Consider the following 21,727-nt stretch of genomic DNA (forward strand, 5'->3'; position numbering starts at 1 on the left):
GGTAGGCTACCGTGCATGTACTCCTCCAAGAAAGAGCACCTCACCCCGGCGCAGCGCGCGGCTCACGACGACCGCGCTGAGGACGATAAGCGCCACGGCCACTTTCTGGCCACCGAGCACACCGCATTGCCTCTCGACGGTTTCATGACCAGGCTCATCGCCGAAGAGCTGCCAATCCTCGATTCTGCCTCGCGGACGCGAGTATACGAGATCCTCCGCGAGTATGAGGGACCGGAGATTACGAGCCAAAAGGAACTGCCAAAGGAGATCCAAGACATCATGGATCTGTACTAAGGCCGTACTTTTGACCCTTAACCCGCACTAAAGCAGACACAACCGGACAGTACGCCTGTCCGGTTAGTTTTGTATGTGTACCTAATCTCACGTTTTCCCTCACGCCATATGCCTCTGTTGCTATGTAGTGTGGAGAATCGACCCATCACATCGAGTCAAAAGAAGAAGAGATGGAACTGCATACTACTGAGAAGTCCCTGTACGGTTGGGGCCGCACTGCGCCGTCGACCGCTCATGTCTTGTCCACGCCGGATGTGGACGTCATCAAGACCGCCGTTGCCCAGGTTGCTGAGGACAACGCCGATAAACCATCCCACCTGCGCCGCGGTGTCATCGCCCGCGGCATGGGCCGCTCCTACGGTGACCCCGCCCAGAACGGCGGTGGCCTCGTCATCAACATGCAGGCCCTCAACAACATCCACTCCATCGATCCGGAGTCGGGCATCGTTGACGTTGACGGCGGCGTCACCCTGGACCAGCTCATGAAGGCTGCCCTTCCCTACGGCCTGTGGGTTCCTGTTCTTCCCGGTACCCGCCAGGTCACCATCGGCGGTGCAATTGGCCCGGACATCCACGGCAAGAACCACCACTCTGCAGGTTCCTTCGGCAACCACGTCGTCTCCATGGAGCTGCTCGTTGCCGATGGCCGCGTCCTGCATCTGACCCCGGAAGGCTCGGATGAGGATCCGGCAGGCGAGCTCTTCTGGGCCACCGTCGGTGGCATGGGCCTGACCGGCATCATCCTGCGCGCCAAGATCAAGATGACCAAGACGGAGACCGCCTACTTCATCGCGGATACCGACCGCACGAGCAATCTTGATGAGACCGTGGCCTTCCACTCCGATGGTTCGGAGCACAACTACACGTATTCCTCCGCGTGGTTCGACGTCATCTCCCCAGAGCCGAAGCTGGGCCGCTCCACCATTTCCCGTGGTTCCCTGGCCACGCTGGCACAGCTGGAAGAGCTCGCCCCGAAGCTGGCGAAGGATCCGCTGAAGTTCAACGCCCCGCAGCTGATGACCGTTCCGGATATCTTCCCGAACTTCACCATGAACAAGCTATCCCTCATGGCCATCGGTGAGGCGTACTACCTCATGGGGTCCCCGGCGCGTAACCAGGTCAAGAACCTCACGCAGTTCTACCAGCCGCTGGATCTCATCGGCGAGTGGAACCGTGGCTACGGATCCAACGGCTTCCTGCAGTACCAGTTTGTGGTGCCGACCGACGCCGTCGAGCCCTTCAAGGACATCATCCGCGACATGCAGAAGTCCGGTCACTACTCTGCCCTGAACGTGTTTAAGCTTTTCGGCCCGGGTAACAAGGCTCCGCTGTCTTACCCGATGCCGGGCTGGAACGTCTGCGTGGACTTCCCCATCAAGCCGGGCCTGGGTGCTTTCCTCGACGATCTGGATGACCGCGTCATGGAGTTTGGCGGCCGCCTCTACTTGGCCAAGGAGTCCCGCACCTCGGCGGAGAAGTTCCATAAGATGTACCCAGGCATGGAAGGCTGGCTCAAGACCCGCAACGAGATTGACCCGACCGGCGTCTTTGCCTCCGATATGTCCCGCCGCCTCGAGCTGCACTAGAAAGGAACCACCTCATGCTGAATGCAGTAGGCCAAGCACAACACATCCTCCTTCTCGGCGGAACCTCCGAAATCGGCTTGGGCATCGTCGAGGAATTCCTCGAGCGCGGCCCGGCCAAGGTCACTCTGGCGGCTCGTGCCGACTCACCGCGTATCGCGGATGCCCGCGCAACCATCGAGTCCCGCGGTGGCGACGTCGAGGTCATCGACTTTGACGCGACTGATTTCGAGGGCCACGGGGACGTCGTCAAGCGCGCGTTTGAGCGTGGCGATGTGGACGTCGCCATCATCGCCTTCGGTACCCTCGGTGACCAGGAAGAACTGTGGCAGGACCAGGCCAAGGCCGTGGCGTCTGCGCAGACCAACTACACCGCACCGGTCTCCCTCGGTGTGCTGTTGGGGCAGAAGTTCAAGGAGCAGGGTCACGGCACCATCGTGGCACTGTCTTCCGTCGCAGGTATGCGCGTGCGCCGCTCCAACTTTGTCTACGGTGCCTCCAAGGCCGGCGTCGATGGCTTCTTCATCAACCTGGGCGAGGCCCTGCGCGGCTCCGGCGCCAAGGTGCTCGTGGTCCGCCCGGGCCAGGTGCGTACGAAGATGTCCGCCGAAGCTGGCGAAGCACCGCTGACCGTTAACGTCTCTGACGTGGCCAAGGCCACCGTCAAGGCTGTGTTGGATGGCAAGCAGTCCATCTACGTACACCCGCTCTTCGAGTACGTGTCTTTGGGCTTCAAGTTCATCCCGCAGGCAATCTTCCGAAAGCTGCCGTTCTAAAGTTCCGCTAAGCCCGTGGCGTGTGGGAGACTTAAAGCATGACTGAGTCCCCTGCCATGTCCCCCGCCATGGAATATGACGCTGACCGTCTTTCGCGTCGCGCCAGCCTTGTGGGTATCGCCGCCGCCGCTCTTGGCGGCGGCCTCATCACGCTCCTTGGCTTTTTTGCGTTCAAGACGGTCTCTTTGCCCGCGTTTAGCACCTCCATGGTCACTCGTGCTCTCAGCACGACGGGAACGGTGCTGACCGTCGGACTCGTCAGCGCGCTGTGCGTGTGGTGGCTCTTTGACGAGCACAATGGCACCCAGCGCCCGCGCTGGCGCTCGTGGCTCACGATTGCGCTGTGCTACATCTCGCCTGCCCTGCTGACCCTCGCCACCATCGGCCTGCCGCTCTCGGCATCGCGTCTGTGGCTCGATGGCGTCCAGGTGGACCAAGTCTTCCGCACCCAGTTCCTGACCCGTGCCGCCGAGGCCAGCTCCTATGCGGACATGAACTACGAGGGGCTGCCCACGTTCTATCCCTTGGGCTGGTTCTGGATGGGCGGCCGTCTGGCAAATCTTCTCAATATGCCTGGCTGGGAGGTCTACCAGCCGTGGGGACTCATCTCGCTGGCAGTAGCCGGATGCATCCTTGTTCCCCTGTGGCAGCGTTTGGTCAGTTCCCTACCCGTGGCCACCGCTATCGCGCTGACCACTACCGCGGTGACACTCACTCTGGGTGCCGAGGAGCCTTATTCCGCGGTCATCGCCATGGGCGTGCCTGCGGTCGCCCTCCTGTGTTCCCGTGCTTTCGACGGATCCTGGTTCGCAACGCTCGCTATTGCCCTCTACCTGGGTATCTCCGCGTGCTTCTACACGCTGTACACCGGCGCGGTGTCGCTGACTATCGTCACCCTCATCGCCCTCGTCATCTGTGTATCAGAGCGAACCTGGACTCCCCTCGTGCATCTCGCCGCCATCGCCGTCGGTTCCTTGGCCGTAGCGGCCATCGCCTGGACTCCCTATATCCTTGGTGTCCTGCAGGCCACCAGTCCTTTGGAATCCGCCGCGCAGCACTACCTTCCGGAGGAAGGGACCCAGATTCCTGCGCCTTTCCTCTCACTATCGGTCATCGGCATGCTCAGCCTTATTGGACTGGTGTATTTGGTTTTGCGCATCGATGAGCCGGACCTGCGTTCACTGAGCACCGCACTCGTAGGTACTTACCTGTGGACTGTGGCCTCCATGGTCATGACCCTGGCTGGTCACACGTTGTTGGGCTTCCGCCTCGAAATCGTCGTGGTACTTCTCTTCACCACTGCCGGCATCCTCGCGCTCGCGGATGTCCGGTTGATGGGGCTGCCTAGCCTCTACCCAGCACACATGATCGGTACCACGAGCAAGCGAGTCACGGTAGCCTTCGCCATTATCTTGGGCATGGGCGGTGTCTACTATGCCCAGCAGATCCCTGCCACCAACGAATCAGCCCTCGATCATGCCTATACCGACACGGATGGTTACGGCGAGCGCGCGGATCGCTACACCAGCGATTCCGCTGCTAACTATGGCAAGATTCGAGAGTTCATCGACGCTCAGGGCTACGAGGCTAACGACACCGTCGTACTCACCGACGAAAAACTCTTCATGGCCTACAACCCTTACTACGGGTTCAACGCCTTCACCAGCCACTACGCCAACCCGCTCGGTGAGTTCACCACCCGTAACCTGCAGATTGAGGATTGGGCGAAGGGATCCTGGGAGCAGACGCCCGATGAGTTTGCGGCGTCTCTCGATTCCTCGCCCTGGCGCGCACCCGATGTCCTCATCTTCCGCGGTGATGTGGAAGAACCCGGGGACGGATACAAGACGCACTTGGCGGAGGATATCTACCCGAACCAACCCAACGTGCGCTACCGTGCGGTGTTCTTCAACCCCGAGGTTTTTGAAAAGGGTTGGGAATTAACCCAAATTGGCCCCTTCGTTGTGGCGGCGCGTACATAACAGCATTTCTCAATACGGCGAGGCAGTGACGTACACTGATCGCCGTGTCAGATAGGAAAACCTCAGCCCCGCAGTCGTTGCGGCTCACCGCCATCATCGCCGGTCTCATCGGCTTTCTGTGCTTTGTGGCCACGCCGCTGCTGCCGGTGAACCAGACCCAGTCCTCCTTCGATTGGCCTCAGCAGAACTCCCTGCAGTCCATCAACGCACCACTCATCTCTGTGGCGCCAGAGGAGATTGAGGCAGAGATCCCCCTGGCGGCCGTCGATAAGCTCCGCGAAGGCCAAGACCTGCTCTACGGCACCATTCCGCCAGAGTCGAAGAAGGCCTCCAACCGCGGCATGTTCGTCCGCGCCGGCGAGGATGGGCTTTCCGTCACCAGCCTCGACGAGGTGCTGTTCTCACTTACCCCTGAGCAGGTGGCGAAGCTGCCTGACGACGCCACCCTCAGCATCAATGCCACAGAGGACGGCACCACCGTCACCGTGGGCAAGCACACAACCACCTCTGACGAGGACATGCGTCCGCAGGTCACCGGCGTCTACACCGAAATTGATGACACTCCGGGCAACCTCCAGGAACTTGGAAACGACCTGCACATCCACGTGGAGGTTAACTCCCGATTCACGTCCTCACCCACCGTAATCAAGCTCATCGCCATGTGGCTGGGCTTGGCAATGGTCGTGGTCAGCCTGGTGTGTCTGTGGCGCATTGACCGCCTCGATGGCAAGCGCTTTGGTTTCATGCCGGAGACGTGGAAGCAGATCCGCCCGCTGGATGGCGTCGTGGCCGCCATCCTCGGTTGGTGGTACATCTTCGGTTCCAATACCTCTGACGATGGCTTCATCCTCACCATGGGCCGTGTCTCGGATCACGCGACGTATATGGCGAACTATTACCGCTGGTACGGCGTTCCTGAGGCGCCGTTTGGCGCGCCCTACTATGACCTCGTGGCGTGGCTTTCCCAGCTCTCCAGCGCCTCCATTATCGTGCGCCTGCCCTCCCTCGTTTCGGCGCTGATCATTTGGTTCATCCTTTCGCGTGAGATGCTGCCACGCTTTGGCGGCCGCGTTAACGACAGGCGCTTGGCGCACTGGACCGCCGCGTTCATGTTCCTGGCCTTCTGGCTGCCGTACAACAACGGCATCCGTCCTGAGCCCATCGTGGCGCTGGGCGTTATGGTGACGTGGGCTTCCTTTGAGCGTGCCATTTCCACCCGCCGCCTCCTGCCGGCAGCTGTGGGTACCATCGTTGCGTCCATTACCCTGGCCGCGGGCCCAACGGGCCTCACGGCAGTCGGCATCTTCCTAGTGTGCCTGCCCGCGCTCTTCCGCATCATGGGCGAGCGCACACAGCAGGTAGGATGGCTGGCCCTCATCGCCCCGTTCCTCGCCAGCGGCACCGCTGTCATGGTGGCGGCCTTTGGTGATCAAACTTTGGCCTCGGTTCTCGAGTCCACGCGCGTGCGCTCCCAGGTCGGCCCCTCGCTGCCGTGGTACTCGGAGTTCGTACGCTATTCCACGCTCTTTGAACCTTCCGTGGACGGCTCGCTCACGCGCCGCTTTGCCATGTTCACCATGCTCTTCTGCTTGGCGCTCATTATTTACGCCTTCATCAAGAACCACCGCGTGGTTGGTGCGGAGGTCGGTCCTACCCAGCGCCTGCTCGCCATCATGGCGCTGTCGGCATTCTTCCTCATGTTTACCCCGACGAAGTGGACACACCACTTCGGCATTTATGCAGGCATCGCCGGTGTTATTGCCGCACTTGGCTCCGTGGTTCTTTCCCAGATCGCCATGCGCTCGCCGCGCGCTCGCACCTTCTCTATCGCCGCGGTAATTTTCCTCATGGCGATCTCCCTGGGCGGCTGGAACGCCTGGTGGTACGTCTCCTCCTTCGGCATCCCGTGGTGGGACCGTACCGTGCAATTCAAGGCTATCGAGGCCAACACGGTGGTACTGGCCATCGGCATGGTGGTGCTGGCTATTGGCCTCTACCAGTCGCTGGTTCACGATTACCGCAAGAACAAGGCCGAGGCCAACGGCACCCTCGAGGAGTTTGAGAAGGCTTCCGCTGCCAAGGTCTCGCGCTGGGCCGGCGCCATGTCCGCTCCCATTGCCGCTGCTTGCATCCTCATCGTGGCCTTCTCTTGTGCCTCTTTTGCCAAGGGCTACGTGGCCCAGGCGGATTCCTACTCAGTGGGCAAGGGCAACCTCGCGTCTCTGCGCGGTAATGTGTGCTCCTTGGCAGATTCCACCCTGGTGGAGACCAACACCAACGATGCCTTCCTCAGCCCAGTCGAGGGCGAGTTCAAGAACTCGCTCGTGAACAAGAAGGAAGACAACTACGGTTTCGGCCCCAACATGATCAAGGAGGATATCGAGCCGGAGAACCTCAACTCGGCGTCGGTAGGCGCCATTGCAAACACCACCGGTGATTCTTCGGCCTCGTCCAACGAGCAGAAAGAGCTCACTGAGACCACGGAGAACGAGGAGAAGGCCGCCGAAGTTACTGACTCCTCCGCGGGTGGTGTGCGCGGCACCTTGGGCGTCAACGGTTCGGAGATGCACCTGCCCTTCAACCTGGATTACACCAAGGTCCCGGTCATGGGTTCCTATTCTGAGTCTCAGCGCTCCTCCGCCACCATCACGACGCAGTGGTACAACCTGCCGGAAGAGTCCGAGAACACCCCGGTCCTGGCGGTGTCTGCCGCTGGCAAGATTTACCACCACGACGTCAACGGCGTGGAGCAAGAAGGTACCGAACTCACCTTGGAGTACGGCACCCTCAAGAACGGCAAGGTCACGAACACGGGTGAAGCCGAGCTTTCCGACGTCGGCGCGACGCCGAAGTGGCGTAACCTCCGCATCGCCCTCCAGGATTTGCCGGAGGAGGCCAACGTGGTGCGCCTCGTAGCAGTCGATGACTCCACAGATGAGGACGATTGGATGGCCTTTACCCCGCCGCGCGTTCCGGAGCTGGCCACGATTAGCTCGCAGTTCGATTCCGGCACCCCGGCCCTGCTGGACTGGTCGGTAGCCTTGCAGTTCCCGTGCCAGCGCACCTTTGACCACTATGCCGGCGTGACGGAGATTCCGCAGTTCCGCATTCTTCCCGACGCCGCCGCACAGAACTCCCTCACGGACTTCCAGTCCTTCTCCGGCGGTGGCGCCATGGCCACGGCGGAGGCAGTGAACTACTCCTACGAGATCCCGAGCTACCTCAACAACGATTGGGCGCGCGATTGGGGCTCCATTGAGAAGTACGAGCTGCGCACGAACTCCCAGGGTGACGCCCCCATCGAGGCGGATATCAACCACGAGGTCATCCAGCGCTCCGGGCTGTGGAAGAACTCGGAGATGAAGATTCGCCCTGAGTGGGAACAGTAAAAGCTAGACAGCCCTAGCTAAGAAGTTGAGGCGGCGGACTTGAGAAAGTCCGCCGTTTCTTTAATGCGCTGACGGGCCACCGTGGGGGTGGAAATTCGGTGCATCGACACGTACTCGGCGGTCTGCGCTCCGGGGATATTGACGCGCGCGGCAATCTCGTCCTGCAGCGCGGTCTGGACAAGGATGCGCGGATAGTGGGCGGCCAGTGCCTCCTCGTCGAGGCTGTAGTCGCCACGGATCTCCTCCGGTAGCTTTTCCAGCGCGCCGAAGTCGGGGAAGGTGAGCAGGAGGGCGTCGGCAGGCACGAGCGCCGCTAGTGCACCACCGGAGGAATAGCCCCACACCGTGACGTGTTCTGCACCGTGCGCGCGGGCATAATCGACGGCCGCCTGAACGGACTCAACCATGTCCGCCACGGTGTGCTCAGGCGCGAGCGGGTAATCGACGTCAATGATGGTGGTTCCGGATAGCTGCGCTGCCGCGGCGACCTCGGGACGCCACTGCATCTCCAGTGCCTTGCCGTCTCCGCGCCACCAGCCGCCTGAGTGCAGCGATACGGCCCAGCGGCCACCGTCAGCTTCTGACGGTTCAAAGATCGCTCCGACCTCAGCCTCCTGGACTCTGACGCCTTCCGTAAAGGCGGTACCGGGCAGGGAGTGATCGACCGCAGAGCCTAAGACCATCATGGAGGCCTGCACTATGCGATCGGGCAGCAGCGCACAGTAGCGATCGGCCTCCGGCGACCCGCCACCGGCCCACGGCGGGCGGAAATCCGGCAGCGGGTAGTGCACCTCCATGTAGGAGGAGAGCTGTTCCAGTTGTTGTTCCGGCGTTAGCTGGCGGTCAGTACCGCCGATGGTCCACTCACTCATGGAACCCCAGGGTACTACCAGATGGTGACGCGCTCCTCCGGTGCGATGCCGCCTTCGACGTCGAAGGCCTGGTAGAACTCATCGATGTTCTCCGCGATGATGTTGCAGCGGAACTCCGCCGGGGAATGCGGATCGATGGCGAGGTACTGGGCGGCCATCTCCGGGCGAATAGCGGTGCGCCATACGCGCGCCCAGGCCAGGAAGAAACGCTGCAGGCCGGTGTACTCCTGCTGCGCCAGCTCCGGCTCGGCGCCCTCCGCTTCGAACGGCGCGAGCTGGCCATTGATATCGAGGCCCTTATCGGCGCAGTAGTTCTTGTACGCCACCACGGCGATACCCAGTCCACCCAGGTCACCGATGTTCTCGCCCAAGGTGAAGCTGCCGTTCACGCCGGCAGAGTCAGTCCCTTCCAGTACCTTCGGCACCTTGCCCTGATACTGGTCCACGAGCTTGGCGGTGAGCTTCTCAAAGGCGGCGCGGTCCTCCTCGGTCCACCAAGAGTTGAGGTTGCCTTGGCCGTCGTACTGCGAGCCTTGGTCGTCGAAGCCGTGGCCAATCTCGTGGCCAATGACCGCACCGATGGCGCCAAAATTCTCCGCGGCGTCTGCCTCTGGGTTGTAAAAGGGCGGGCGCAGGATAGCAGCCGGGAAGGTGATGTCATTGACCACCGGGTTGTAGAAGGCGTTGACGGTTTGCGGGGTGGAGAACCACTCATCACGGTCCGCCGGCTTGCCAATCTTGGCTAGCTCATAATCGTGGTTCCAGGCGCTACCCGCGCGGACATTGGCCACCAGGTCCGCGCCCTTGGGGGAAAACTCCAAGTCGGAATAATCACGCCACGTGTCCGGGTAGCCGATCTTGGCCTTGAACTGGGAGAGCTTCTCCAGCGCGCGCTCGCGAGTGGCCGGGGTCATCCACTCCAACTGAGAGATGCGCTCGCGGTAGGCAGCGGTGAGGTAATCCACCAGCTCATCCATCTCGGATTTGGAGGACGGCGGGAAGTGCTTGTCCACGAAGACCTTGCCAATCTCCTGGCCCACCATGTTTTCCGCCAGGCCCACGGCGCGCTTCCAGCGATCGCGCTGCTCCGTGGCGCCCGAGAGCGCGGTGCCGTAGAACTCGAAGTTCTTACGGCCAATCTCCTCGGTGAGGTAGGGCGCACGCGATAGCAGGATGTGCCAGGTCGCCCACAGCTGCCAATCCGCCATGCGGCCAGCGGTGAACAGGCCCTCAAGGTGCTCAAAATAAGAAGGCATCATGGCCACCGCGCGGTGCTCCGGCAGTCCCCCACCCTTCAGGATGGCGCGGGTGATGCTGGGCAGCTTGGCGACGTCCACCGGGTTATACGTCTTCACCGCATCGCGCGAGGCCACCACGTCCCAGTGGCCGGCCGCAAGCTCCTTTTCTAGGGCCACGATACGGGTCGCTGCGGTTTCTGCACCGAGGCCAAACAGGCGAGCCGGGTCGAGGAAACCCAGCATGGCGGCCATGTGCTTTTCATAGGCGGCAAGGACCTCAGCGTGGGCCTCTTCGCGGTAATAGGCCTCATCGGGCAGGCCGAGGCCGGACTGGATGATGTAGGCCACCGCATCTTCAGAATTGGAGTCCTTTTCGACCCAGAACGTCACCGGCGCGCCCACACCTTCGCGCTCGAGCACACCGAGGTTGTGGGCAAGCTCCTCCGGGTCAGCGGCGACTAGCTTGTCTAGGTCAGCTGCCAGAGTATCGGTACCCGCAGCATTGACTCCCTCCGTGTCCATATGGGAGGCGTAGAGGGTTCCTGGGCGGCCAGAATCCTCCTTGACGATGTCATGGACAAGCTCTTCGGCTTCATCGCGTAGTGCGTGGAATGTTCCGTCTACTCCGCGGTCATCTGGGATGACGTGGGCTTCAACCCACGGGCCGTTAACAAATTGGTACAGATCCTTCATGCACGCCACTCTATGTCAGAAGCACACGTTAGTGTGGTGCGCATGACTTCTTATCGTTTTCCGCCGGCGAAGATGACGGGACCTTTCTTCGCCGTGCTCGGGGCAACCCTCCTTGTCCTTGGTTCGCCCGCTGTACTGAGCTTGGCCTTGCCCGAGCGCGAACCTGAGATGGAAGAGGTGGTGCTCGATGACCCTGACTGGCGCCAGCCCATCGACGGTCTGAAATGCAGCGTGAACCATGATTCCATGGCCAACCAAGCCTGGGACTGCGGCGATACCTTGGTCGAGGCCTATGTCACCGAAGGCGTCGAGGACGATGAACTCGCCCTGCGCCGCGCAGTGCGCGCAACCAATTTCGAAGGCATGCCGCGGGAAGAGGACGTGAAAGATGTCGGGGGCATTCTTACCCTTGAAAAAGATGGCTTCATTCCGGTCTTCGCCTTCAGCGTGGCCAAAGGCGATCTCAATTATCAAATCGTGTTCTCCGATGGTGACCCGACCGACCTTGCCCAGCAGTTTATGGAGGCTTTCCGATGAGCAAGATTTTCCGAATCACCCTGTGGATCATCATTGGTCTGTGCCTACCTATTTCCCTGTTTAACCTGCTCGGCATTTTCTTCGTGGCTCCGCTGCCAGGCCTCGTAAGTCTCATCATCGGCGTCGCCTTCTTGGCGCTGGGCCTGTTCCTGTGGAGTCGCAGTCCGATGTGGGCACGGCCGGGGAAAGGGTGGGCATCGGCAAGCGTACTCTGGGGCGCCGGTGCTGCCGTGACCTTGGCGCTGCTGTCAGCGACCCCACTGACCGACCTCTCCGTGGGTCTGGGCTGGGAGGAATCCATGATGTCCTGGGGTGGCGCCTATCCGGAGGAATTTGCCAAGGCCCTTGGCGTGGTCTTCGTCCTCCTCAGCTTTCGCCAGCTCAACCGGCCGTGGCACGGCTTCATCGTCGGCGCACTCGTGGGCTGGAGCTTCGAAGTCCTGGAAAACAGCCTGTACTCCGCCATGGGCGCGCTGATGCACCCCACCTCGGACTGGATAGGCATGTTCCAAATGTGGGGCCTGCGCCTTGTGGCCGGTCCGTGCCTGCACATGTGCTTTACAGCCATCGCTGGTTTTGGCATCGGCTGGGCCATTTACGCGGCACATAAGCCCTGGTGGTGGCGCCTCGGCATCGGCGTGGGCGCACTGTTTTTCTCCTTCTGCCTCCACTTTGCGTGGAACTACATGTGGGATGAGACCTGGCAGCTGATTACGCAGTATGTCCTCGTGGCGCTCATCATGTACCCGACGGTCATCTACCTGGGCATCCGCGCCCACCGCCTGGCCAAGAACGATGACACCTATTCACACTCACCTGGCGCAGCCAGCCTGCGCGGGGCATAGGTGAGTCTCTTGTGATTAGCACACGTGGGAGGATCCCGGTACACGGCGTTTGAGCTCCTCGCATGCGCGATCCCGCACATCCTGCGGTGTCGGCGGGGCGGGCGGCGCAGGTACGGCCGGCGGTGCGGGGACGTCGACTGCCCCAAGCACATCCGCGGTGAGATCGCCCGGCGATCCATAGGTATTAGCCGCCACGGTGTAGCCCGGACCAAAGGACGCGGTGGCGTGTACCTGGCGGTCATCTGACCACCCAAACTTCGTCCCTAGAATGCCGGGAATCTGCGCGGTGCCAAAGTCTTGGCGGTAGCCATCTGATGCAGCGGGTGCTGCCGTGGACATGCCCTTCATGATGGGAGCAGCAACCGGGTCCGTAGAGATGGCGCCGAGGAAGCGGGCGAGGTCCTCCGTTGACGTCGTAGACTGGCCCCAGTACCCGTTGTGATGGGTCTCCCCCAGCTGATATTCGCTAATAATGCCAGGGATGGCCTGGGGGTACTTGCGCTCTAGGTCGCTTGCGGTGCCGTCCTCAGAGAAACGGATCATGTTCTCCACGCGGGCTTTGTCCTCCGGTGCACCGTATTTCAGCACCCACATGCCCAGGTACAGCTTGACTAGGGACACAGCGGGGCGGGACTCTTGGCTATTAGGCGTGGACGCCACGTTGCCGTCGGCATAGCGGACGGTCACTTGCGTGCGTGGCGGGACTTTTCCTGGGTCAAAGGTAAGTGCCTGGGCAGCCGGCGCCGCGGCAAGAGTGGCGGTGAGGGTGAGCGCGAGGGCTCCAGTTTTTGTCAGCACAAAAGCTGAGTCTAGACCTCATTGTGAGGTTTATCCCATGTCAACGAGGAGTACTCCCCCAATGATGAGCGCCACTCCGAGTCCTTTGAGCCACGTAAACGGTTCACGGAAGAGCGCAAAGGAAGCCAGTGCGGTAAGCGCAACACCGCAGGCAGTCCAGATTCCATACGCCACGCCTAGGGGCATACCCTCGCGCAAGGCCAAGGAGAGAAATACATACGAGGACACGTAGGCCACCACGACCCACACAATCCACGCCTTCTGACCGTGCACGGCTAGCATGCGCAGCCCCAGCGTGCCGGCTACTTCAATGAGGATGGCAAGAGCTAGCCAGGTCACGGCTGAACCTCCACGAGCTCAGGCTTCGGCTCACGGCCGCCCATCTCCACGCAGGCCACGCCAGCGATGATGCAGCCCATGCCCACCAGCATGAGGGGTGTGAGCTGCTCGCCGAAGAAAAGCGCGGACAATCCCGCGGTAAGGACCACGCCCGTAGCACCCCAGATTCCGTAGGCCGCGCCCACGTGCATGCCGCAGCGCAGCACCTGGTGCAGCGAGGAAAAGGCTGCAACGTATCCCAGCACTACCACGACGTATACCGCCGGGTGCGCTAGCGCGACCTTGAGGCAGAGCGTGGCGGTTACTTCGCTGAGGATGGCGATGGTGAGGAAGAACCAGGCGCGCATCACGTTTCCTTTCCTTTATGGGGCGTGCTTGCCGACGCCCCTCAGATCCTCCGCATCCAACCCACACTCCGCAAGGAGCACGCGGTCACCGTTGTGCGCAATCCCTTCCGCATCCCAGTGGTCGTGGGCGGCAGAGGTGTGGGCGCGGCCCGTACTGTTGACCACGCGCCACCAGGGCAGGTCTGCGCCCTTCGACATCACCCAGCCCACATACCGCGCGCCCACGCCAACCACCTTGGCAATCTCACCGTAGGTGGACACATTACCGGGCGGAATTCGGCGCACGACGGCGCACACATCCTCTATACGCCCAGGTGTCGTCATGGTGCCGTGTACTCTCCGAGAGATCCGGTTAGAGCTCGATGGGCTCATCCGGGGCGTCCTCGACCTCACATAAGGTCAGCGTGGCGCCCGTTGAATCCGCAATAAGGCATAGGCGGCCAAATGGGGACTCGTGCGGCTCACGGATCACCTCACCACCATTATCAAGGGCGGCCCTGGCCGCCCGGTCGACGTCCCGCACACCCAGGTAGGTCTGCCAAAAACTGGGCAGGCCTTCTGCATGCCAGAAGCCGGCAAAGGCAGCGCCTTCTTCCTCCGCAAGCGCGTACTCCTCATCGCCGCGGATTTCCCAGTCAAAAAGCTCGCCATAGAAGTCCAAGGCGGAGCGGAAGTTCTCGGAGACAGCCAGCTCATGCCACACCGGGGTGCCCGGCTCGCCGCCGGCCACGAAGCGGTCCAGCTCCGGCTGCACCAGCCCGAACACGGCGCCGGTGTTATCCAGCACAAGAGCCAAGGGCTCTCCCAAGGCCAAAATCTTTCCACCGAGCTGCTCCACTCGAGCACAATCAGCCTCCAGATCGCGGGAGAGGAAGTAGGTGGCCCAGGTGTCCTGGCCCGGAACGATCTCTGCAACGGGCAGGCCCTGGAGGCGGGCAATGCCGTCCTCAAACTCCCAGCCCAACACCGCGGAGTAAAACCTCTCCGATGCCTGCACATCGGAGCTGGCCAAGGTAATCCCGTAGGGCATGCCTACTTCCGCTTCAAAAGCCGGCATTAGAGGTTCCTCCACTTCTCCGGATCGAAATCATCATCGGCGGTGGCTTCATCAAAGTAATCATCATCCTCGTCCTCGGCGGCGACGCGGACGCAGGTGTCGGTGACACAGATGACGTCGCCAAGCGCGAGCGTGGCTCCACGCTGCGTGACAACCTCACCGTTGACGGTGACCTGGCCTTGCTCGATGAGCTCTTTAGCCTCGCCGCCGGTAGCGACCAAGGAAGCCAGCTTGAGGAACTGGCCGAGCTTGATGGATTCTCCCCTAATTGAGACGTCTAGCATGCTGACCAGCATACCTAGCCACCATCGTGGCTAAAGAGCAAGGACCCCACGGATGCCCTCCACCAGAATGACCACGCCGAGCAGCAGGAAAACCCCGCCGCTGACGATGTCCACCATGGACGAGTGCCGGGCCATCCACTTCGACACCGCACGGGTGCTCAGAGCCACGCCCGTGAAGATCATGAGGCTCTCCAGAATCAGAACAGAACCCACGAGGGCGTTGGCCCCTGGCCCCATGCCAGGGTCGATGAAGTTGGCAAAGATGGCGCCGAAGAAAATGACCACCTTGGGGTTGGACAGGTCGCACACCAGCCCCATGCGGTAGGCGGTGCCCGCCTTAATGATGCCGTCCGGGCTAAAGCCGCGCGGTTGCGGCGCTCGGTGCTCGGTACCCACGACCGTGGCTGGCGCGCGACGCTCCGCAATGCCTCCGCTGATCGCTGTATACGCCATCCACAGCAGGTAGGCGCCGCCGAGAACTTGCAGGACGACGAGGATTTCCGGGGTGGCTGAAATCAACGCCGACAACCCAGCGAGCGAGGCCACCGTCCACACCACCAAACCGGTGGTGCTGCCAATCGCGGCCCACAGTGCCGCGCGCGTTGACCGTGCGCCCAGCCGAATAATCTGCACCACATCCGGTCCCGGCGAGGCCATCGCCGCGAACCACACTCCCATCAAGGCCGCAAGGGCACCAAGTGCCATCTAACACCCCCATACTCACATGCATTGTTACTAACGCATGCCACTATAAGAGGCGTCTCACCTGCAGCGAAACAGGTACTTTAACTTTGTGTGCGCGGCTTAATCGTCATGGTGTCAATGTTGACGTGGCTGGGCAGGGAGGCCACCCAACGCACCGTCTCAGCGATGTCCTCCGCGGTGAGGTTGAGTTCGCCGTCGTACACGGCATCGGCACGAGCCTGGTCGCCGCGGAAGCGGTTGAGGGAGAACTCCTCCGTCGCTACGCGGCCTGGGTCGAGCTCGGTGACGCGCACGCCATGTTCCTCAATGCGCAGCGCACGAGAAATCACGCGCACTCCATGCTTCGCGGCGTTATATCCGGACCCGCCTTCGTAGACATTCCAGCCGGCCACAGAACCCATGTTGATGATGAGTCCGGAGTTCTCAGGCGCGGATTGAAGCTTGGGCAGGAGTGCCTGGATCATGCGCACGGTACCCAGCACATTGACCTCGTACATCCACTGCCAGTCCTCGACAGTGGTCTCCACGAGCGGCTCCAAGCCTTTCGCGCCGCCGGCGTTGTTGACCAGCAGGTCCACGCGGTCCAGGTGGGAGGCGAATTCCGCGACGGACTCGTCCGAGGTCACGTCCAGCACATAAGCCTCGCCACCGATGTCCTTGGCCAGGGCCTCTAGGCGCTCGATGCGGCGTGCGCCGACGACGACATGCCAGCCGTCGGCAGCCAACGCTCGTGCCGAGGCCTCCCCAATTCCCGACGATGCTCCCGTAACGACCGCGACGCGTGCTGTATCTGTCATGCGCTTTAGGATAGGGCTTCTTCCAGCTCCGCGCAGATATTTGTCACAATCTCAGCCTTAAAATCGGCCGGGGTGAAGGTGCCATCTGTCATGTCGGTATTAAGGGAAATGTCGAGCTGGGTGCGCAACTGCCTCATTGAGAAGTTGGCCATGATGAGGCGCCACGCCTCCACCGCGCGGATTCCTCCGCTGAAGCTGTAGCCTACGTACGCAATCGGCTTGGCCACCCACTCGGCGCCCAGGGAATCAACGGCGTTCTTGAATGCTCCCGGCACAGAATGGTTGTACTCCGGGGTGACAAAGATATACGCGTCACAGGCATCAACCGCATCGGACCAGGCTTGTACCTTGTCATCGTCATAGTTCTTGTTGGCGGCCATTGGGATGACAGATGAGGTGAGAATCGGTACATCGAAAGCCTTGAGGTCAATGAGCTCGTAGTCAACGTCGCGACCTTGGGCCAGGTCAGTGACCCACTGAGCGATGGCCAGCCCGGCGCGATCGTCACGGGTAGAGCCAAGAATGATGCCGATTTTTGCCATGGAACGAACCTTCTCTGTAGACGTATCAACTTTCTAAACCAAGCGTACGCCGATATGTCGATGCAATCGACACGTCACCGTGACATGTTTAAAATTTCGGAAAAAATCGACATGTCCGAAAAACTTGTCTATTCTTTTCTCATGGCAACTTATAATCCAGATATTCCCTACAACGATCTTCCTCCCCTCCCGCCTGCGGACGTTGTGGAAACTGTCCCTGTGCTTAAGGCCATCATCGACGCCAAGGAAAAACTCGCTGAGCTGCGCACAGCATGCCAACTCATCCCCAATCCGGAAATCATTACCTCAACGATTCCGCTCCGTGAGGCCCGTGCCTCTTCTGAAATCGAAAACATTGTCACCACTAATGACGAACTGTTCCGTGCGGCATGGCACGTCGATGCCGAACCTTCTCCTGCGACTAAGGAGGCTCTTCGCTACAACTCCGCGTTGCATGCAGGCCTATCTTCGCTATCACAGCGTCCGTTATCAGAAAAGACAGCGAAAATTGTCTGTAGCACGCTCTTGGATACCCCGGCCGAGGTGCGTTCCCTACCGGGAACATTCATTGGCAACCCCGTGACTCAGCAGCGGCTCTACACGCCTCCCGAAGGCAGGGAGATTATCGAAGGTCACCTTGCGGCATGGGAGGACTATATCTATTCCAATCATGACGTGGATTCGCTAGTAAAAATGGCGCTCCTTCACTACCAGTTTGAGGCGATTCATCCCTTTTACGATGGCAATGGACGTACAGGACGGATCCTCAATGTCCTCCACCTCATCCAAGAGGAACTCCTTGAGCTTCCAGTCTTGTATCTGTCCGGTTATATCGTCGGCAACAAAGCCGCGTACTACCGCTACCTCAACGCCGTAACGGCCGATGGAGCATGGGAAGACTGGCTTCTCTTCATGATTCGTGGCGTACACGCAGCGGCTGACGACGCCTCCTCGATGATTACCCAACTCCGTGCCATCCAGGAGAACACCGCGCGCGAAATACGTGCCGCAGGTGTGATTGGCCAGCCTCTCGAAATGGCCGAACTGATTCTCATCAAACCCTACGTCCGTATCTCAGACGTGGTAGAGATGGGCGTCGTTAAACGCCAAACCGCGAGCACATGGTTGGCCCACCTAGTTGAGCTAGGCATTCTTGAAGAAATCCAACAGGGTCGCGGGAAGGTGTTCATTCACCGCGCCGCCCTTGATGTTCTCACCCGCGAGTAAGACGAGACAATAGGATTGTTGCCATGACTCACCCCAATGCAGGTTCCTTTGAACGCATGGCCAGCGGGACATGGTTCATGCCCGGCGTCAACGAGGAGGTCAGCGCCGAGCACCATCGCGGATTCCGGTTGGTCAAAGAACTCAACGAGCTGCAGAACACCGATCGCGACCGCGCGCACGACATCCTGCGCGCGCTGCTCTCCCCCGAGTCCGAAGTACCCGGCCTCCACACGCTGCTTAACCTGGAATACGGCCGCAACGTCACGGTCCTGCCTGGCGTCACCGTGGGCAAGAACTGCGTCGTAGGCGCAGGCTCACTGGTGACCCGCGACGTGCCGGATAACTCGCTGGTCCTGGGGTCACCGGGGCGCGTGGTGCGCAAGCTGGAAGACAACGAAGATAGGTGGGAGCGCCAGGATCTCGATGTTTGATCTCGCCACCATCGGCCGCGGCCTGCCCGTCCTCGAGACCATCGATTCACTTCCGGATGAGGGCCACGTTGTGGTCCAGGCCCCGCCGGGCACGGGTAAGACCACGCTCGTTCCGCCGGCCCTGGCCAACCAGGCGGCGGGCTGCGGCAAGGTTCTCGTCACCGCGCCGCGTCGCGTGGCGGTACGTGCGGCGGCCAACCGCCTGCAGGAGCTGTCCGGCCAGCGCATCGGCTATGCGGTACGCGGTGATTCCCGCAAGGGCCAGGACGTCGAATTCGTCACGCCCGGCGTGCTGCTGCGCCGCCTGTTGCGCGATCCGGAGCTCGAAGGAGTGGCTGCTGTTGCCATAGATGAGGTCCACGAGCGCCAGCTCGACACCGACTTGGTCCTCGGCATGTGCCTCGAATTGGCCCAGCTTCGTGAGGATTTCCGCGTCATCGCCATGTCCGCGACTGTCGACGCCCAACGCTTCTCCCAGCTCATGGGAGGCGCGCCGATTCATTCCACCGAGGCGGTGACCTACCCGCTCGATATTTCCTATGAGCCCCTGCCGGGACGCGCAGCCGGGGACCGCGAATTCTGGCGCGGCGTGGCAGGGCTTGCCGCCCAGCAGCACGAGTCCACCCTGGTCTTCGTGCCCGGCGTACGTGAGGTCAACCTGGTGTGCGAGGCACTGAACGGCCATAACGTTTTCGCGCTGCACGGCCGCCAGACCACGCAGGAGCAGGACGCCGCGCTCTACACCAGCGAACAACGCATCGTCGTGGCCACCTCCATCGCCGAGTCCTCGCTCACCGTGCCGGGCGTGCGCACCGTCATCGACGCGGGTCTTGCGCGCGTGCCCAAGCGCGATGCGCAGCGCGGGATGAGTGGGTTGGTGACGGTGTCGACGTCGAAAAGCAGCGCCGATCAACGCGCCGGCCGCGCCGGGCGTGAGGCTCCCGGCACCGTCATCCGCTGTTATTCACAGGATGACTACCAGCACTTTTCCCCGCACGTCACCCCGGAGATCCTCTCTGCGGACCTCACCCAGGCCGCGCTCTTCCTGGACTGCTGGGGCGCGGGGGACGACTTCCCGCTCCTCGATCAGCCGCCCCACGCCGCGCTTGCCGACGCCCACCGCACCCTCCGCTCCCTCAACGCCACCGAGGAGCTCGCGTTGCTACCGACGCACCCGCGGTGGGGAGCTGCCCTGCTCAAACATGGCTCCGGTGCCGCTGACACGATTGCGCGCCTCGATGATTCTGATCCCAAGCGGCTGGCCCGCCTCGTGCCCGACAAGGGCGCGGTGGACCCGGGCGTGGTCGTAGCCACCGCGTTCCCCGAGTTCGTGGCCAAGCGCGTGGACGAGAAAGAGTACCTGCTCGCGAGTGGCACGCGTGCCCGGGTCCTGGATTCCGCGAACGCAGGCCACGAGTGGCTCGCCGTCGCCGAGGTATCCCTGTCGAATGCCGGCAACGCCATCATCCGCGCGGCAGAGCCCATCGCGGAGAATGACGCCCTCGATATCGTCGGCGTTACCGAGGAGACCCGCGCCTTCCTTGAGGGCTCCAAGGTCCGCGGCGTTCGGGTGCGCGCGGCCGGCGCCATCGTGCTCTCCGAAACCCCAGTCAAGGTCTCCGGCGATGAGGCAGTGGAGGCCCTGCGCCACTCTGGCCACGGCCTCGAACTGTTTAAGTTCAGTGAGAAGGCCCAGAACCTGCGGGAACGTATGCGCCACCTGCGGGCAGCCTACGGCGATCCGTGGCCGGACGTCGATAGTGCCAGCGCCAGCCTGGAGTGGCTCGAGCCAGAACTACGTGAGCTAGCTGAGGGACGACAGCCCGATATGTACCCGGCCCTGCAACGCCTTCTGCCGTGGCCCGAAGCTGGCCGTTTAGACGAGCTCGTCCCCGAACGCCTGCCGGTACCCTCGGGCCGCGACGCGCGCATCGATTGGTCCGGCGAGCGTCCCGTAGTCTCCATCAAACTGCAGGAATGCTTCGGCCTGGCCGAATCGCCCGAATACTGTGGCCACCGCGTGCAGTTCCACCTGCTCTCCCCCGCCGGCCGCCCGCTCGCCGTCACCGATGACCTGGCTAGCTTCTGGGCTGGGCCTTATGCCGGCGTGCGCGCCGACATGCGCGGGCGCTACCCCAAACACCCGTGGCCGGAAGACCCGTGGAATGCGGTGGCAACCGCAAAGACGAAGAACCGGATGTAGGAATCAGCCCCACTGCTGCCAGGACAGGTACACGCTCATCACCACGACGAGTGCGAGAAGCGCATAGCGGATGAGCTTCGCACCGCCGCCAAGCACAGTCCGCGCGCCCAGCTGCGCGCCGATGATATTGGCCACCGCGAGGACAAGCGCCAGCGCCCACTCCACGTGGCCACCCACGATGAATACCACGAGCGCACCGACATTGGTACACGTGTTGACCACCTTCGCCATCGCCGCGGAGGTGAGGAAATTCTGGGAGAAGATAGCGGTAAAGGCCATGATGAGGAACATGCCGGTGCCGGGGCCGAAGATGCCGTCGTAGAAGGCGATGGCCGCCACAGCGCCCAGTGCTGCCCACGTGCGCCAGCCGCCGCGGATACCGTCACCGTCGCCGCTGCCGAAGTCCGGGCGAAAGGCCACAAACACGCCAACCGCCACCATGAGCACAATGATGACCGGCCGCATGACGTCTTTGTCCATAAGCGCCACCGCCGTCGCACCCAGCCCGGAGCACACCAGCGCGGTGAGCCCCATGCGGATGAGCTCACCTTTCGGCGGGCGCACCTTCTTTACCAAGGTGACGGCCGCCGACGCTGTTCCCGACACCGCCGCCACCTTGTTCGTCGCCAGCGCCGTCGCAGGTGCGAGCTGCGGTGCCACGGCCAAAATGAGCGGAATGAGCACGAGCCCGCCGCCTCCAATGACGGCGTCTACCCACCCGGCTACGGCAGCGCCAATGGTGAGAACCGCCCAACCGCTCAATCCAAAATCCATGCCCACCATTAAAC

At 61.8% G+C, this 21,727-nt stretch carries 22 protein-coding genes; 10 read left to right on the forward strand and 12 right to left on the reverse strand.

The genetic code is table 11. The features are described 5' to 3' along the window. Positions 1–15: 15 nt before the first annotated feature. The 5 genes from HMPREF2875_RS05050 to HMPREF2875_RS05070 all read left to right on the forward strand — a co-directional run bounded on the left by HMPREF2875_RS05050 (position 16) and on the right by HMPREF2875_RS05070 (position 8,024). Positions 16–294, forward strand: coding sequence for a hypothetical protein (locus HMPREF2875_RS05050; protein ID WP_070670886.1), 279 nt, complete (start codon positions 16–18; stop codon positions 292–294). Between the two features lie 170 nt (positions 295–464). Further along, positions 465–1,880, forward strand: a complete 1,416-nt coding sequence (locus HMPREF2875_RS05055) for a decaprenylphosphoryl-beta-D-ribose oxidase (protein WP_070670887.1) — start codon at positions 465–467, stop codon at positions 1,878–1,880. Positions 1,881–1,894: 14 nt separating this feature from the next. Then, positions 1,895–2,653, forward strand: coding sequence for a decaprenylphospho-beta-D-erythro-pentofuranosid-2-ulose 2-reductase (locus HMPREF2875_RS05060; protein WP_070670890.1), 759 nt, complete (start codon positions 1,895–1,897; stop codon positions 2,651–2,653). Between the two features lie 38 nt (positions 2,654–2,691). Further along, positions 2,692–4,635: a galactan 5-O-arabinofuranosyltransferase gene (locus HMPREF2875_RS05065; protein WP_070670893.1), complete on the forward strand. Its 1,944-nt coding sequence runs from the start codon at positions 2,692–2,694 to the stop codon at positions 4,633–4,635. A gap of 44 nt (positions 4,636–4,679) precedes the next feature. Next, on the forward strand, positions 4,680–8,024 hold the full coding sequence (locus HMPREF2875_RS05070; RefSeq protein WP_070670895.1) for an arabinosyltransferase domain-containing protein: 3,345 nt from the start codon (positions 4,680–4,682) through the stop codon (positions 8,022–8,024). Positions 8,025–8,041: 17 nt separating this feature from the next. On the opposite strand, the gene HMPREF2875_RS05075 is transcribed toward HMPREF2875_RS05070, so the two are convergent. Together HMPREF2875_RS05075 and HMPREF2875_RS05080 are read right to left on the reverse strand one after the other, a co-directional pair. Next, on the reverse strand, positions 8,042–8,896 hold the full coding sequence (locus tag HMPREF2875_RS05075; RefSeq protein WP_070670897.1) for an alpha/beta hydrolase: 855 nt from the start codon (positions 8,894–8,896) through the stop codon (positions 8,042–8,044). A gap of 14 nt (positions 8,897–8,910) precedes the next feature. After that, on the reverse strand, positions 8,911–10,827 hold the full coding sequence (locus HMPREF2875_RS05080; RefSeq protein WP_070670899.1) for a M13 family metallopeptidase: 1,917 nt from the start codon (positions 10,825–10,827) through the stop codon (positions 8,911–8,913). Between the two features lie 42 nt (positions 10,828–10,869). On the opposite strand from HMPREF2875_RS05080, the gene HMPREF2875_RS05085 reads away from it, so the two are divergent. Next, positions 10,870–11,364 carry a hypothetical protein gene (locus tag HMPREF2875_RS05085; RefSeq protein WP_070670954.1) on the forward strand — a complete coding sequence of 165 codons (495 nt, stop codon included), beginning with the start codon at positions 10,870–10,872 and terminating at the stop codon, positions 11,362–11,364. Then, positions 11,361–12,209, forward strand: a complete 849-nt coding sequence (locus HMPREF2875_RS05090; RefSeq protein ID WP_070670900.1) for a PrsW family intramembrane metalloprotease — start codon at positions 11,361–11,363, stop codon at positions 12,207–12,209. The genes HMPREF2875_RS05085 and HMPREF2875_RS05090 overlap by 4 nt, the downstream gene beginning before the upstream one ends. A 15-nt stretch (positions 12,210–12,224) precedes the next feature. Here HMPREF2875_RS05090 and HMPREF2875_RS05095 read toward each other — a convergent pair whose 3' ends face one another. The 9 genes from HMPREF2875_RS05095 to HMPREF2875_RS05135 all read right to left on the reverse strand — a co-directional run bounded on the left by HMPREF2875_RS05095 (position 12,225) and on the right by HMPREF2875_RS05135 (position 17,078). Further along, positions 12,225–13,007: a hypothetical protein gene (locus HMPREF2875_RS05095; RefSeq protein ID WP_070670902.1), complete on the reverse strand. Its 783-nt coding sequence runs from the start codon at positions 13,005–13,007 to the stop codon at positions 12,225–12,227. 30 nt (positions 13,008–13,037) lie between these two features. Beyond that, positions 13,038–13,346 (reverse strand): DMT family transporter, encoded by a 309-nt coding sequence (locus HMPREF2875_RS05100; protein ID WP_070670904.1) that lies wholly within the window; start codon positions 13,344–13,346, stop codon positions 13,038–13,040. Further along, positions 13,343–13,693 carry a DMT family transporter gene (locus tag HMPREF2875_RS05105; RefSeq protein ID WP_070670906.1) on the reverse strand — a complete coding sequence of 117 codons (351 nt, stop codon included), beginning with the start codon at positions 13,691–13,693 and terminating at the stop codon, positions 13,343–13,345. Before HMPREF2875_RS05105 ends, HMPREF2875_RS05100 begins: the two co-directional genes overlap by 4 nt. 15 nt (positions 13,694–13,708) lie before the next feature. Further along, the gene (locus tag HMPREF2875_RS05110; RefSeq protein WP_070670908.1) at positions 13,709–14,017 is read right to left on the reverse strand and encodes an MGMT family protein; all 309 of its coding nucleotides are present in this window, start codon (positions 14,015–14,017) and stop codon (positions 13,709–13,711) included. Between the two features lie 28 nt (positions 14,018–14,045). Continuing rightward, positions 14,046–14,750, reverse strand: coding sequence for a VOC family protein (locus tag HMPREF2875_RS05115; protein ID WP_070670910.1), 705 nt, complete (start codon positions 14,748–14,750; stop codon positions 14,046–14,048). Beyond that, complete coding sequence (locus tag HMPREF2875_RS05120; protein WP_039673291.1) at positions 14,750–15,034, reverse strand: RNA-binding S4 domain-containing protein; 285 nt, start codon at positions 15,032–15,034, stop codon at positions 14,750–14,752. Before HMPREF2875_RS05120 ends, HMPREF2875_RS05115 begins: the two co-directional genes overlap by 1 nt. A 30-nt stretch (positions 15,035–15,064) precedes the next feature. Then, the gene (locus tag HMPREF2875_RS05125; RefSeq protein WP_070670912.1) at positions 15,065–15,739 is read right to left on the reverse strand and encodes a LysE family translocator; all 675 of its coding nucleotides are present in this window, start codon (positions 15,737–15,739) and stop codon (positions 15,065–15,067) included. Positions 15,740–15,819: 80 nt separating this feature from the next. Continuing rightward, a complete protein-coding gene (locus HMPREF2875_RS05130) occupies positions 15,820–16,536 on the reverse strand; it encodes an SDR family oxidoreductase (protein ID WP_083311857.1) in 717 nt (238 codons plus the stop codon). Positions 16,537–16,541: 5 nt separating this feature from the next. Continuing rightward, the gene (locus tag HMPREF2875_RS05135; RefSeq protein WP_070670916.1) at positions 16,542–17,078 is read right to left on the reverse strand and encodes an NADPH-dependent FMN reductase; all 537 of its coding nucleotides are present in this window, start codon (positions 17,076–17,078) and stop codon (positions 16,542–16,544) included. Between the two features lie 84 nt (positions 17,079–17,162). On the opposite strand from HMPREF2875_RS05135, the gene HMPREF2875_RS05140 reads away from it, so the two are divergent. The 3 genes from HMPREF2875_RS05140 to HMPREF2875_RS05150 are packed head-to-tail and all read left to right on the forward strand — an operon-like array spanning position 17,163 to position 20,939. Beyond that, the gene (locus tag HMPREF2875_RS05140) at positions 17,163–18,305 is read left to right on the forward strand and encodes a Fic family protein (RefSeq protein WP_070670918.1); all 1,143 of its coding nucleotides are present in this window, start codon (positions 17,163–17,165) and stop codon (positions 18,303–18,305) included. A 23-nt stretch (positions 18,306–18,328) separates the two neighbouring features. Further along, positions 18,329–18,736 carry a maltose acetyltransferase domain-containing protein gene (locus tag HMPREF2875_RS05145; protein ID WP_070670920.1) on the forward strand — a complete coding sequence of 136 codons (408 nt, stop codon included), beginning with the start codon at positions 18,329–18,331 and terminating at the stop codon, positions 18,734–18,736. Then, positions 18,729–20,939, forward strand: coding sequence for an ATP-dependent RNA helicase (locus HMPREF2875_RS05150; protein ID WP_070670922.1), 2,211 nt, complete (start codon positions 18,729–18,731; stop codon positions 20,937–20,939). The genes HMPREF2875_RS05145 and HMPREF2875_RS05150 overlap by 8 nt, the downstream gene beginning before the upstream one ends. A 3-nt stretch (positions 20,940–20,942) precedes the next feature. On the opposite strand, the gene HMPREF2875_RS05155 is transcribed toward HMPREF2875_RS05150, so the two are convergent. Beyond that, a complete protein-coding gene (locus HMPREF2875_RS05155; protein WP_070670924.1) occupies positions 20,943–21,713 on the reverse strand; it encodes a TSUP family transporter in 771 nt (256 codons plus the stop codon). Positions 21,714–21,727 lie beyond the last annotated feature (14 nt).

The organism is Corynebacterium sp. HMSC078H07 (assembly GCF_001812805.1).
Taxonomy (GTDB): domain Bacteria; phylum Actinomycetota; class Actinomycetes; order Mycobacteriales; family Mycobacteriaceae; genus Corynebacterium.